The sequence below is a fragment of the Subtercola sp. Z020 genome, from assembly GCF_002931235.1.
Classification (GTDB): Bacteria; Actinomycetota; Actinomycetes; order Actinomycetales; family Microbacteriaceae; genus Subtercola.
On the sequence record NZ_PSTT01000037.1, the window covers coordinates 1 to 13,593 of the forward strand.

Annotated in this window: 9 protein-coding genes; 6 read left to right on the forward strand and 3 right to left on the reverse strand. The window is 69.7% G+C overall.

The features are described 5' to 3' along the window. Positions 1-61 precede the first annotated feature (61 nt). A complete protein-coding gene (locus C5B96_RS04585; RefSeq protein WP_233188998.1) occupies positions 62-940 on the reverse strand; it encodes a ParA family protein in 879 nt (292 codons plus the stop codon). Between the two features lie 87 nt (positions 941-1,027). Between C5B96_RS04585 and C5B96_RS04590 the strand changes: the two genes are divergently transcribed. Together C5B96_RS04590 and C5B96_RS04595 are read left to right on the forward strand one after the other, a co-directional pair. Further along, positions 1,028-4,435, forward strand: a complete 3,408-nt coding sequence (locus tag C5B96_RS04590) for a pyruvate carboxylase (RefSeq protein WP_104243411.1) — start codon at positions 1,028-1,030, stop codon at positions 4,433-4,435. Positions 4,436-4,528: 93 nt separating this feature from the next. Next, the gene (locus tag C5B96_RS04595) at positions 4,529-5,020 is read left to right on the forward strand and encodes a peptide deformylase (RefSeq protein ID WP_104243412.1); all 492 of its coding nucleotides are present in this window, start codon (positions 4,529-4,531) and stop codon (positions 5,018-5,020) included. Between the two features lie 44 nt (positions 5,021-5,064). On the opposite strand, the gene C5B96_RS04600 is transcribed toward C5B96_RS04595, so the two are convergent. Further along, on the reverse strand, positions 5,065-6,888 hold the full coding sequence (locus C5B96_RS04600; protein WP_104243414.1) for a long-chain fatty acid--CoA ligase: 1,824 nt from the start codon (positions 6,886-6,888) through the stop codon (positions 5,065-5,067). Positions 6,889-7,051: 163 nt separating this feature from the next. On the opposite strand from C5B96_RS04600, the gene C5B96_RS04605 reads away from it, so the two are divergent. From C5B96_RS04605 to C5B96_RS04615, 3 genes are all read left to right on the forward strand, one after another. Then, positions 7,052-7,999 carry an ROK family glucokinase gene (locus C5B96_RS04605; RefSeq protein ID WP_104243416.1) on the forward strand — a complete coding sequence of 316 codons (948 nt, stop codon included), beginning with the start codon at positions 7,052-7,054 and terminating at the stop codon, positions 7,997-7,999. 44 nt (positions 8,000-8,043) lie between these two features. Beyond that, a complete protein-coding gene (locus tag C5B96_RS04610) occupies positions 8,044-8,730 on the forward strand; it encodes a 1-acyl-sn-glycerol-3-phosphate acyltransferase (protein WP_104243418.1) in 687 nt (228 codons plus the stop codon). A 75-nt stretch (positions 8,731-8,805) separates the two neighbouring features. Further along, positions 8,806-10,182: a class II 3-deoxy-7-phosphoheptulonate synthase gene (locus C5B96_RS04615; RefSeq protein ID WP_369826437.1), complete on the forward strand. Its 1,377-nt coding sequence runs from the start codon at positions 8,806-8,808 to the stop codon at positions 10,180-10,182. 164 nt (positions 10,183-10,346) lie between these two features. Here the strand turns inward: C5B96_RS04615 and C5B96_RS18080 are convergent, their stop codons facing one another. Beyond that, positions 10,347-12,839 (reverse strand): protein kinase, encoded by a 2,493-nt coding sequence (locus C5B96_RS18080; protein ID WP_369826438.1) that lies wholly within the window; start codon positions 12,837-12,839, stop codon positions 10,347-10,349. 147 nt (positions 12,840-12,986) lie between these two features. Between C5B96_RS18080 and C5B96_RS04625 the strand changes: the two genes are divergently transcribed. Beyond that, positions 12,987-13,328, forward strand: a complete 342-nt coding sequence (locus tag C5B96_RS04625) for an Rv2175c family DNA-binding protein (protein WP_104243422.1) — start codon at positions 12,987-12,989, stop codon at positions 13,326-13,328. The last annotated feature ends 265 nt before the right edge of the window (positions 13,329-13,593 follow it).

The following is a 13,593-nucleotide window of genomic DNA, read 5'->3' on the forward strand; positions in this document are numbered from 1 at the left end:
GGGCGGGCGGGACGGCGCGGGCGGGACGGAGAGACCGCGGGGGACGGCGAGACCGCGGGGGTCAGCGGTCGGCGTAGCCGGCCGCGGCCGCGGAGGGGGCGGCGGAGCCGGCGCCTGCGGGCGCAGCGGCGGCAGCCGCAGCGTCGGCGTAGTCGCCGATGCGGCCCGTGCGCATCACGCGCTCGAGCAGCAGGTCGAAGTTGCGCGCCATCTCCTGCGCGCCCTCGCCGGGCCAGACGTGCAGCGCCTTCGCGGCGCCCTGCGCCTGCTGCAGCGACGTGCGCTCCGGCAGCTGCGGCGACAGCACCAGCGGGCCGAACATGTCGCGCAGCTCCTTGATGCGGAACTGGTGCTCGAGCGACTGCGACCGCACCCGGTTCACGATGATGCCGAGCGGCTGGAGGCGCGGCGAGAGCCCCCGCCGGATCTCCTCGATCGCCCGCAGCGCCCGGTCGGCCGCAGCCACCGAGAACAGCCCGGGCTCGGTGACGACGGTGACCCGGTCACTGGCCGCCCACGCAGTGCGCGTCAGAGCATTGAGAGAGGGAGCGCAGTCGATCAGCACGAGGTCGTAGTCGCTCTCGACGGTCGCCAGGGCTTCTTCGAGCTTCCAGATGTCACGGATGGAGGGGTGCGGGCCGTCGAAGTTCAGAGCCGAAGGCGATCCGATCAGCACGTCGATTGTGCCGCCGCGGTCTTTGGTCCAGCCGGAGGGGGCGATGGCCGCCCGAACGATCTTCTCCTTCGGCGACGCGAGCACGTCTGCGACGTTCAGGTGACCGGAGACATTGATGTCCATTCCGGTCGACACGTCGGACTGCGGGTCGAGGTCGACGACAAGGGTGCGCAGGCCCTTCGCGAAGGCCGCGGAAGCCAGGCCGAGGGTGACGGTTGTCTTACCGACCCCGCCCTTGAGTGAGCTGACGCTGAGTACATGCACAATCGTCTACGTTACCTTCACTAGGCTGGGAGAACCTAACTGTCTCCTGTATGCCGCATGGGTGCTGCACTGCTTCGGAAGGACCGTATGTTCGCCAAGATTCTGGTAGCCAATCGAGGAGAAATCGCGATCCGGGCGTTCCGTGCCGCGTATGAGCTGGGGGCCAAGACGGTCGCCGTCTTCCCCTACGAAGACCGCAATTCGATGCACCGCCTGAAGGCCGACGAGGCCTACCAGATCGGCGAGGTCGGGCATCCCGTTCGGGCCTATCTCGACGTGAGCGAGATCATCCGCGTCGCGAAGGAGAGCGGCGCCGACGCGATCTACCCCGGATACGGCTTTCTGTCTGAGAACCCCGAGCTCGCCTCCGCAGCGGCCGCGGCCGGCATCACCTTCATCGGCCCGAAGACCGACGTGCTCGAGATGGCGGGCAACAAGGTGACGGCCAAGGAGCACGCGATCGCCGCCGGTGTGCCGGTGCTGCGTTCGACCCCGGCGACCCGCGACATCGAGGAGCTGCTGGCCGGCGCCGACGAGATCGGCTTCCCGATCTTCGCGAAGGCTGTCGCCGGTGGCGGGGGGCGCGGGATGCGACGGGTCGAGACCCGCGAGGAGCTGCGGGATGCTCTCGAAGCCGCCATGCGCGAAGCCGACAGTGCGTTCGGGGACCCGACGATGTTCCTCGAGCAGGCGGTGCTCCGGCCGCGGCACATCGAGGTGCAGATCCTCGCGGACACGCAGGGCAACACGGTGCACCTCTTCGAGCGGGACTGCTCGGTGCAGCGCCGCAACCAGAAGGTCGTCGAGATCGCGCCGGCCCCGAACATCAGCGACGAACTGCGCGAGGCACTGCACAGCGACGCGATCAAGTTCGCGAGGTCGATCAACTACGTCAACGCGGGCACCGTCGAGTTCCTCGTCGACACCGTGGGGGAGCGCGCCGGCGAGCACGTCTTCATCGAGATGAACCCGCGCATCCAGGTCGAGCACACCGTGACCGAGGAGGTCACCGACGTCGACCTCGTGCAGTCGCAGATGCTGATCGCGTCGGGCGCGAGCCTCGCAGAGCTCGGCCTCGAGCAGCAGAACATCGTGCTGCGGGGCGCGGCGCTGCAGTGCCGCATCACGACCGAAGACCCGAACGCCGGCTTCCGCCCCGACACAGGCAAGATCACGACCTACCGCTCACCGGGCGGGTCGGGCATCCGGCTCGACGGCGGAACGGTCGCCGCGGGCGCCCAGATCAGCCCGCACTTCGACTCGATGCTGGTGAAGCTCACCTGCCGGGGCCGGGACTTCTCTGCCGCAGTTCGGCGGTCGAAGCGCGCGCTGGCCGAGTTCCGCATCCGCGGCGTCTCGACGAACATCCCGTTCCTCCAGGCCGTGCTCGAAGACCCGTCGTTCGCGGCCGGCGACCTCAGTACTGCGTTCATCGAGGAGCGCCCGCAGCTGTTCGCGACGCACGTGTCGAAAGACCGCGGCTCGAAGATCGTCAATTGGCTGGCCGATGTGACCGTGAACCAGCCGAACGGAAAGCGCGTCGGCACAGTCAACCCCGTTGCCAAGCTGCCCCAGACAGACCTGCACGCTCCGGCTCCGGATGGCTCGCGCCAGCGGCTGCTGGCGCTCGGCCCCGCCGCGTTCGCCACCGACCTCCGTGCGCAGACCGCCCTCGCGGTGACCGAGACGACGTTCCGGGATGCCCACCAGAGCCTGCTCGCCACGCGCGTGCGCACGAAAGACCTGCTCGCCGTCGCCCCGTACGTCGCCCGGCTCACCCCGCAGCTGCTGAGCGTCGAGGCGTGGGGCGGCGCGACCTACGACGTTGCGCTGCGGTTCCTCGGCGAAGACCCGTGGGAGCGGCTCGCGGCGCTGCGGGAGGCGCTGCCGAACGTCGCCATCCAGATGCTGCTGCGCGGTCGCAACACCGTCGGCTACACGCCGTACCCGACGGAGGTCACCGATGCCTTCGTGAAGGAGGCGGCATCCACCGGCGTCGACATCTTCCGCATCTTCGACGCGCTGAACGACGTGAACCAGATGCGCCCGGCGATCGACTCGGTGCTGGAGACCGGCACGACCCTCGCCGAGGTGGCCGTCTGCTACACCGGCGACCTGCTCGACCCGGCCGAAGACCTTTACACCCTCGACTACTACCTGAGGCTCGCCGACGAGATCGTGAAGAGCGGCGCGCACATCCTCGCCATCAAGGACATGGCGGGGCTCCTCCGGCCCTTCGCCGCCGAGAAGCTGGTCACCGCGTTCCGGGAGAACTTCGACGTGCCCGTGCACGTGCACACGCACGACACCGCGGGCGGCCAGCTCGCGACCCTGCTGGCCGCGAGCCGCGCCGGCGCCGATGCGGTGGATGTGGCCAGCGCCCCGATGTCGGGAACGACGAGCCAGCCCAGTGCGTCCGCCCTGGTGGCAGCCCTCGCGCACACCGAGCGTGACACCGGCCTGTCGCTGCAGGCCGTCAGCGACCTCGAGCCGTACTGGGAGGCCGTGCGCACGCTCTACCGCCCGTTCGAGTCGGGACTGCCCGGCCCCACCGGCCGCGTCTACAAGCACGAGATCCCGGGTGGGCAGCTGTCGAACCTGCGCCAGCAGGCCATCGCGCTCGGCCTCGCCGACCACTTCGAGAAGATCGAAGACCTCTACGCCGCGGCCAACGGCATCCTGGGTCGCATTCCCAAGGTGACACCGTCGTCGAAGGTGGTCGGCGACCTCGCGCTGCAGCTGGCCGCCGTCGGTGCCGACCCGGCCGACTTCGCCGAGAACCCGCAGAACTACGACATCCCCGACAGTGTGATCGGGTTCATGGCCGGTGAACTCGGCGACCTGCCGGGCGGCTGGCCCGAGCCGTTCCGCACCAAGGTGCTCGAGGGCCGCACGGTGAACGTGGGGGTCACGGAGGTCAGCGACGACGACAAGGCGCTCATCGGGCCGGCCGCGACATCCGCAGACCGGCGTTCGACCCTCAACCGGCTGCTCTTCCCCGGCCCGACCGCGGCGTTCGAAGCCCAGCGCGAGACCTACGGTGACCTGTCGGTCGTCGACACGGCCGACTACCTGTTCGGGCTCAACCCGGGCAGCGAGCACGTCGTCGAGATCGACAAGGGCGTGCGGCTCTTCATCGGCCTCGAGGCGATCGGCGAGGTCGACGACAAGGGCATGCGCGCGGTCATGACCATTCTGAACGGCCAGCTGCGGCCGGTGGTCGTGCGCGATTCGAGCGTGAAGGTCACGATCACTCAGGCGGAGAAGGCGGATGCCGCCAAGCCGGGCCAGGTCGCTGCGCCATTCTCGGGCGTGGTGACGCTGAAGGTCGAGGAGGGCCAGGTCATCGCGGCGGGCGAGGCCATCGCGACGATCGAGGCGATGAAGATGGAGGCCGCGATCACGTCTCCCGTGGGGGGCACGGTGCGCCGGCTGGCGATCCCGACGACTCAGCAGGTGGAGGCGGGCGACCTGCTGGTGGTCGTCGAGCCCTGAGGTGATGGCCGACGCGGCGGGGAGCCTGCGGGGCGTCGCGACGCCGGGCCGTGCCGTAAAATCGGTACGGCCCGACTGCAAGGAGTACCACCTGTGACTGCCCGCGAGATCCGCATCTTCGGTGATCCCGTTCTGAAGACCGTCTCCGACGAGATCGGCGTCATCGACGACCGCGTGCGCGGGCTGGTGGATGATCTGCTCGACTCGGTGCGCCTGCCGGGCCGTGCCGGGGTCGCCGCCGCGCAGATCGGGGTGAACCTCCGTGCGTTCAGCTACAACGTCGACGGCGAGGTCGGCTACCTGCTGAACCCGCGCATCACCGAGGTGTCGGGCGAGCCCGTCTTCGTGGACGAGGGATGCCTCTCGGTGCCGAACCTCTGGTTCAAGACGAAACGCTACCCCTTCGCGCGGGCCGTCGGCCTGAACCTCGACGGCGACGAGGTCGAGGTGTCGGGCACGGGCGTGATGGCGCAGGCGCTGCAGCACGAGACCGACCACCTCGACGGCGTGCTCTACCTCGACCGGCTCGAGAAGGACACCCGCCGCCAAGCCATGCGCGAGGTGCGCGAGTCCGACTGGTTCTGACCGCCGCCCCCCCCGTTCGGTGAGGTCGCTGCGGCCGGGCAGGGTCAGTGCGAGATCGAGATGCTCTCGGTCGCGGGGGCGCTCGAGTACATGCGCTCGATCACGTCCGCGTAGTCCTTCACGATGACGCTCCGCTTGATCGTCAGCTTCGGCGTGAGGTGCCCGCTCTCTTCGGTCAGGTCTTCGGAGAGCACGACGAACTTGCGGATCGACTCGGCCCGCGAGACCGTCGCGTTCGCGGCATCCACCGCCCGCTGGATCTCCGCGAGCACGGCCGGGTTCTGCGACGCCTCCTCGAGGGTCATCCCCTTCTTCTGGCCGTTGTTGCCGAGCCAGACGGGCAGCATCTCGGTGTCGAGGGTGACCAGCGCGGAGATGAACGGCTTCTGGTCGCCGACGACCACCACCTGGCCGACCAGCGGGTTCGCGCGGATGGGGTCTTCGAGCACGGCGGGGGCGACGTTCTTGCCGCCGGCGGTGACGATGATCTCCTTCTTGCGACCCGTGATCGTGAGAAAGCCGTCGCTGTCGAGCGCACCGATGTCGCCGGTGCGGAACCACTCGCCATCCATCGCCTCGGCGGTCGCCTCGGCATTGTTCCAGTAGCCGCCGAACACATTGATACCCGAGATCTGGATCTCGCCGTCGGCGGCGATGCGCACGCCCACGCCGGGCAGCGGCGGGCCGACGGTGTCGATCTTGAACTGGTCAGGCAGGTTCACCGTCGCCGGCGCCGTGGTCTCGGTGAGGCCGTACCCCTCGAGAATCGTGATGCCGAGGCTGCGGTAGAAGTGCCCCAGACGGTGCCCGAGCGGCGCCGAACCCGACACGGCGTATTTCGTGCGCCCGCCGAGGGCGGCCCGGAGCTTCGAGAAGACGAGGCGGTCGAAGAGCGCGAACTTGATCTTCAGCCCCAGAGGAACAGAGCCGGCGTCAAGCGCTTCGGAGTGCGCGACGGCGACCGCGGCGGCCTGCCGGAAGATCTTGCCGCGGCCGTCGCCCTCGGCCTTCTGCTCCGACGAGTTGTAGACCTTCTCGAAGACCCGCGGCACGGCGAGCAGGAAGGTCGGCTTGAACGAGCCGAGAGCGGGCAGCAGCTGCTTCGTGTCGGCCTGGTGGCCGACCTTCACGCCGGCGTGCACGCAGATGATCGCGATGAAGCGCGCGAAGACGTGGGCGGTCGTGATGAAGAGCAGAGTGGATGCGCCGTCGTTCACGACGTCGGAGAGCTTGACGGCCGCGTTCCGGGAGAGCTCGACGAAGTTCGAGTGGGTGAGGATGCAGCCCTTCGGCTTGCCCATGGTGCCCGAGGTGTAGATGAGGGTGGCGAGGTCGCTGCCCTTCGCGAGCGAGCGGCGACGCTCGATCTCTGCGTCGTCGACGTCGACCCCGCCGGCGACGAGCTTGCCGAGGTCGCCCAGGTCGATCTGCCAGACGTCGGTCACGAGCGGCAGGTCGGCCGCGACCTCGTCGAAGCGGGCGAAGTGGTCGGGTGTCTCGACGATCACCGCGACCGCGCCGGAGTCGCTGAGACTCCACTGCACCTGTGAAGGAGAAGACGTCTCGTACACCGGTACCAGCACAGCGCCGGCGAACCAGGCGGCGAAGTCGATCAGCGTCCACTCATAACGGGTGCGGCACATCAGGCCGATCTTGTCGCCGGGCTCGACGCCCGCGGCCACGAGCCCCTTGGCGAGGGCGCGGACCTGGGCGAGGAATTCCGCGGCGGAGACGTCTTTCCAGCCGCCGCCGGACGGAACGCCGAAGAGGGGAGCGTCGGGCGAGAGTGCCACGCGCTTGATCAGCAGGTCGGTTGCGTTCGCCTCCGGATCGGCTGCGACGACGGCAGGCACAACGAACTGGTCCACGGTAGCTCCTTCGGTTCCCTTACAAATGCCAGTCTATCCCGGGTGCATGAGGGGCCTCTCAGAACGGCACTGTGGCGTCCGGAGCAGACCGACGATCGATGCGCCACAGAGGTTCGACGCAGACAGATTCGACAGGGGCCGCCCGGCGCGCGAAGATGTCACAGTGCAGGCCATCGGAATAGACATCGGCGGAACGAAGATCGCGGGCGCTCTCGTCGACGAACTGGGCACGATCCTTCGCTCCGATCGGCAGCCCACCACCGCCAGCAACCCGCAGCTCATCGAAGACGCCGTCGTCTCGATGGTCGAACGGCTCTCTGAGGGTGTGGATGTCGCGGCCGTCGGTGTCGCCGCCGCCGGCTTCATCGACGCCTCCCAGTCCGTCGTCTACTACGCGCCCAACATCTCGTGGCGCAACGAGCCGTTCCGCGAGAAGCTCGAACGCCGGCTGCACAAGCCGATCATCATCGAGAACGACGCGAACGCCGCCGGCTGGGCAGAGTTCCGCTTCGGTGCGGGCCGCCTGGTGAGCGACATGGTCATCCTCACCATCGGTACGGGCGTCGGCGGCGCGATCGTCTCGGGCGACAAGCTCTTCCGCGGGGGGTTCGGCGCGGCCGCCGAACTCGGCCATCTTCGCGTGGTACCCGACGGCCTGCCCTGCGGCTGCGGCGCTCGCGGCTGCATCGAGCAGTACGGATCGGGCCGCGCACTCCTCCGTACCGCGAACGAACTCGCCGACGCCGGTGGCGTGGGAATCGGGCTCGCGGATGCCCGGCGGCGCGTCGGCACACTGACTGGTCTCGACGTGAGCGAGCTCATCCAGTCGGGCGATCCGGGCGCTCTGACCGCACTCCGCACCCTCGGGCACTGGCTCGGCCAGGCGTCGGCGAGCCTCGGAGCGGTGCTCGACCCGCAGCTGTTCGTCATCGGCGGGGGTGTGGCGCAGGCGGGGGATCTGCTGCTCGACCCGATCCGCTCGGCCTACCTCGACGTGCTGCCCGCACGGGGCTTCCACCCCGAGCCCGAGTTCCGCATCGCCGAGCTGGTCAACGACGCCGGAGTGGTCGGCGCGGCCGACCTCGCGCGGCTCTACGCCGAGTCGATCTAGGGCCTGTCGCTCCCGTAGAATCGGGGCACGACGCGAGGACGACGATGTTTTACTGGTTCATGAAGTACATAGTGGCGGGGCCGATCGTGAAGACCCTGTTCCGGCCGTGGGTGGTGGGCGCTGAGAACGTGCCGAAGACCGGCGGCGCCATCCTCGCCAGCAACCACCTGTCGTTCGCCGACTCCGTCTTCCTGCCGTTGATCATGGAACGCCGTGTCAGCTTCCTCGCCAAGAGCGAGTACTTCACGGGCAAGGGGCTGAAGGGTCGGCTGGTCAAGCTGTTCTTCACCGCGACCGGCCAGCTGCCGATCGACCGCTCCGGGGGCAAGGCTTCCGAGGCCTCGCTGAACACCGGGCTGGAGGTGCTCGGCAAGGGCGACCTGCTCGGCATCTACCCCGAGGGCACGCGCAGCCCCGACGCGAAGATGTACCGGGGCCGCACCGGCGTCGCACGCATGGTGCTCGAGGCGGGGGTGCCGATCATCCCTGTCGCCATGATCGACACCGAGAAGGTGATGTCCGTCGGAACGGGCGTGCACATCCGGCGGATTGGCGTCGTTTTCGGCGAGCCGCTAGATTTCTCTAGGTTCGAAGGCATGGAGTCCGACCGGTTCGTGCTGCGTTCCATCACCGACGAGATCATGTACGAACTGCACCGCATCAGCGGGCAGGAGTACTCCGATGTGTACGCGACTTCTGTGAAGGAGAAGCGCACGCGGGTCTCCCGTTGATCTGTTCCGACCGGTGTGCCCGCCGGCGTTCCCGCTGCTCCTGCTGTTACTGATCGCCCCGAGAAGAGTGTTGCTGTGATTGATCTGTCAGAACGTGTCGTCGAAGCCGAAGCGAGCGTGATCGACGGACTCGACAACTGGCGCACGCTGGTTGCGAAGCAGCAGCCCGACTGGCCCGACCGCGCGGCGGTCGAGGCGGCCTCGTCGCAGATCTCGAAGCTCCCGCCGCTGGTGTTCGCGGGCGAGGTCGACACCCTGCGCGACCGCCTCGCAGAGGCGGCATCCGGCCAGGCCTTCCTGCTGCAGGGCGGCGACTGCGCCGAGACGTTCGCCGGGGCGACGGCAGACCAGATTCGCAACCGCATCAAGACGGTGCTGCAGATGGCGGTCGTGCTCACCTACGGCGCATCGATGCCGGTGATCAAGATGGGTCGCATGGCCGGGCAGTTCGCGAAGCCCCGTTCGAGTGACTCCGAGACGCGCGGCGACGTGACGCTGCCGGCCTACAGAGGCGACATCGTGAACGGGTACGACTTCACACCCGAGTCGCGGGCGGCAGACCCGGCGCGGCTCGTCGCCGGCTACCACACCTCTGCGTCGACCCTGAACCTGATCAGGGCCTTCACCCAGGGCGGGTTCGCCGACCTGCGCGAGGTGCACCACTGGAACAAGGGCTTCACCTCGAACCCGGCGAACGCGCGCTACGAAGACCTGGCCCGCGAGATCGACCGCGCCATCCGGTTCATGATCGCCTGCGGGGCCGACTTCGAGGCGCTGAAGCGCACCGAGTTCTACACGGCACACGAGGCGCTGCTGTTCGACTACGAGCGGCCGATGACGCGCATCGACTCGCGCACGGGCACGCCGTACAACACGTCGAGCCACTTCCAGTGGATCGGGGAGCGCACGCGCGACCTCGACGGTGCGCACATCGACTTCCTCTCCCGGGTTCGCAACCCCATCGGCGTCAAGCTCGGGCCCACCACGTCGGCCGACGACATGCTGCGCCTCATCGACAAGCTCGACCCGACCCGTGAACCGGGCCGCCTCACGTTCATCACGCGCATGGGTTCGGGGAAGATCCGGGACGCGCTGCCCCCGCTGCTCGAAGCGATCAAGGCGTCGGATGCCCTGCCCCTCTGGGTGACGGACCCGATGCACGGCAACGGGCTCACCACACCGAACGGGTACAAGACGCGCCGTTTCGACGACGTGGTCGACGAGGTGAAGGGGTTCTTCGAGGCGCACCGCGCTGCCGGAACGCACCCGGGCGGCATCCACGTCGAGCTGACCGGCGACGACGTGACGGAGTGCCTCGGCGGGTCGGAGCACATCGACGAGGCGACGCTGTCGACGCGCTACGAGTCGCTCTGCGACCCGCGCCTGAACCATATGCAGTCGCTGGAGCTGGCGTTCCTGGTGGCCGAGGAGCTGCGCGGCGCGAAGCTGTAGCGCGCCCGCGCCCGCGCCGCCCACGAGTGCCCGGCACCGCCCGGACGGAGGTGGGCCGATGATGTGGCCTCGTATTCGCCGAAGATCGGCTGAGGTCCGTCCGGGTGGGAGGCAAGCGGGGCTGTGCGCGACCGCCGGGTCCCCTGGTGCGGGCGCCGCGCGGGTCAGAAGCCGGCGAAGCTCACGGTGACGGCCGAGCCGCGGGGGAGCGTGGTGCCCGGCGCGGGATCCGTGGCGCTCACCACGAAGGCCGACGGCGCGAGGTCCGCGTACTGGCTGTACTTCAGCGTGAAACCGGCGTTCTGCAGCGAGGCCTTCGCATCGGCCCAGTTCTTGCCCGCGACATCCGGAACCGGCACCGGCGCCGGGCCCTTCGACGTGTTCAGCGTCACCGTGTTGCCGGGCACGATGGGCGCCGGCGGCAGGCCGATCGAGATGACGTCGCCCTCGGGGATGGTCTCGTCGTAGTCCGACGAACCTGTCGCCGCCTGGAGGTTGACGGCGCCGAGCGCGGCCGTCGCGTCGTCGGGTGACTTGCCCACCACATCGGGCACACCGCCGAGCGAGACCACGAAGGTGACGGGCTGCTGCTCGCCGTAGGTCGCCCCGAGCGGCTGGCCGTCGGCACCGAGGGCCTGCATCACCGTTCCCGCAGCGACGTCGCCGGCGAACTGCCCCTGCGAGTCGGTGACCGTGAACAGCCCGGAGACGGCGGCGCGCGCCGCGTCTTCCATCGACCCCACGAGGGAGGGCACGGGCAGTTGCGCCGGGCCGGCGGAGATGACGAGCGAGACCGGCGACCCGTTCGAGACGAAGGTGTCGGTGCCCGGGTCGGTGCCGATGATCGCGCCGACCGGCACGGTGGGGCTCGTCGCGGATTCCTGCTCGCCCACCACGAGCCCGAGCCCCTGCAGCATCGCCGTGGCATCGGCCGGGGTCTGGTCTGCGACGGCGGGAATCGTGACGTGCCCGCCGGGGCCCGAACTGAAGTACCAGCCGGTCGTACCGCCGGCGGCGACGAGGATGACGATGAGGGCGAGCACGATCCACCCGCGCTTCTTCCGCCGCCTGCCCTTGGCCTGCAGCTTCTCGACGGCGCCGCCCGGGCGGTGGCCCTGCTCGGCGACCGCTCCGCCGGAGTACGGGGCTGCCGTGGGCCGGTCGGGGCGGGTGGATGTCGCGGCTCCTGCCGGAGCGAACGCCGCGGCCGTTCCGCCGCCGGCGTGCGGCCCGGGGGCGCCGAATCCTGCTGCGAAACCCGCGCTTCCTCCCCGGACTCCGGGCGCGCCGGACCCGCCGAGTGCCGCCGCTGCGGGTGCCGCGGTTGCAGAGACGGCGTTCGCACCTGCCGCGCCCGCACCGCTGCCGACGGCTGCCGAGCCGAGGCCTGTCGCGCCCAAGTCTGCCGCGCCGAACCCTGCCGCGCCGAGGCCCCCTGCGCCGGCCGCCCCGCCGGCCGCCGCGGCGGCACGAGCCCGGGCCTTCTCGGCCCGCGCAACCGCACGGCGCCCGCCCTTCGGCTTCTGCGGGCGCAGTATCTGCGTCTCGCCAGTGAACCCGTCGTCGAGCCCCGAACTGTCGTCGTCGGTGAAGGCGGCGGCGTCGTAGCGCCCGGTCTCGTCGTGGTGGCCGCGGCCGTCGGCATACGCGCCGGCTGCCCCGGCTGCCCCTGCCGCCCCGGCCGCACCGAAGGCTCCGGCCGCGATCGCGGCCCCGCCTGCGCGCCCGTCGAGCCCGCGCACCACCGACGTCGGCATCACCGTCGTCTCGCCGGCCCCCGCGCGAACCGACGCCGACGCCGACCCCGAAGCCGCAAGCGCCGCCCGCCGCGCGGCCGCGGCCGCCGACGCCTCGGCCTCGAGCAGCGCGTCGAGCAGGTCGCGTGCATCGTGCGGACGGTCATCCGGAGACTTTGCCGTCGCCCAGCGCACCAGCTCGTCGACCTCGCCAGGGATGCCCGCCACCCGCACCGACGGAGCCGGAACAGTCTCGTTCGCGTGCTGGAACGCGATCTGCATCGGCTGCTCACCGAGGTAGGGCTGCTCGCCGACGAGCATCTCGTACATCATGATGCCGGAGGCGTAGAGGTCGCTGCGGGCATCCGCCACGCCGCGCGTCAACAGCTCGGGGGAGAGGTAGGCGATCGTGCCGAGCAGCGCCTGGCCGGTCGCGGTGTTCGCCGAGGCCGCCCGCGCGAGCCCGAAGTCGCCGATCTTGATGCGGCCGTCGTCGGCGAGCAGCACGTTCTCGGGTTTCACGTCGCGGTGCACGATGCCGGCCTTGTGGGCGGCGGCGAGCCCGCCGAGCACCGCCTCCATGATGTCGAGCGTCTGCTCGGTGGTGAGCCGGCCGTAGTCCTTCAGCAGGTCGCGGAGCGTCATGCCGGGCAGATACTCCATGACCATGAAGGCCATCTCGTCGTCCTGCCCCTGGTCGAAGACGCTCACGACGTTGGGGTGCGCGAGCCGGGCCGCCGAGCGGGCCTCCTGCACGAAGCGCTCGCGGAACGCCTCGTCGTCGGCGAGGTGCCCGTGCATGATCTTGATGGCCACCTGGCGGTCGAGGCGCAGGTCGTCGGCCACGTAGACGGTCGCCATACCGCCCCGCGCGATGCGCCGGGACACCCTGTAGCGACCGTCGACGAGACGGTCGAGCATGGGGTCGGTGGGCGCGCTGGTCACGAACGAATTGTAAATCGAAGTGAGCGCCGAACCCTGTATCGACATAGCCGAAGCAGATACCGCTCCCGAAACGAGATCGCAAGGGAGTGACGCGCCGGTCGCAGGGCGTGCCATTCTGTAGGGGTGACTGACACTTCTGAGGCCAGGATCTGGCTGACCGTTCCCGACCTCGCCGATCGACTCGGCATCACCCCCAGCAAGGTGCGGAAGCTCATCGAGGAGCGCTCGTTGCTGGCCGTGCGGCGCGACGGCGTGCTGTCGGTGCCCGAGGTCTTTCTCGTCGACGACGCTCCGATGAGCGAGCTGAAGGGCACGATCATCGTGCTGAACGACAGCGGCTTCACGAACGACGAGATGATGGAGTGGATGCTGGAGCCCGAAGATTCGCTCGGCGCCGCCCCCGTCGACGCCCTCCTCGCCGGCCGCAAGGCCGAGGTGCGGCGCATCGCGCAGGCCCTCGGCTAACGCCCCCTCGGTGCGAATCCGAGGATGACGCGGCAGATGCGCCCGCAAAGGGTGCGCATCTGCGGCCCCATCCTCCCTGACGCCACCGACGCCGAGCACGGGCTCCACCGCGGGATGCGCCGCTACCGGACCGAGACCGACACCTGCGGGCGAGACTGACCGCTGTACCTGACGGTCTCGCCGGCACGTGACCGTCTCGCGGAGCTGCGCCAGCGCGCGGGGGAGGTGGGCGACCGGGCGGGGCGGGCGGACGGGGCGTGCGTGC

Coding starts and splice junctions, on each gene's coding strand:
- C5B96_RS04590 (WP_104243411.1), top strand. CDS start 1,028: ATGTTCGCCAAGATTCTGGTAGCCAATCGAGGAGAAATCGCGATCCGG.
- C5B96_RS04610 (WP_104243418.1), top strand. CDS start 8,044: ATGTTTTACTGGTTCATGAAGTACATAGTGGCGGGGCCGATCGTGAAG.
- C5B96_RS18080 (WP_369826438.1), bottom strand. CDS start 12,839: ATGCTCGACCGTCTCGTCGACGGTCGCTACAGGGTGTCCCGGCGCATC.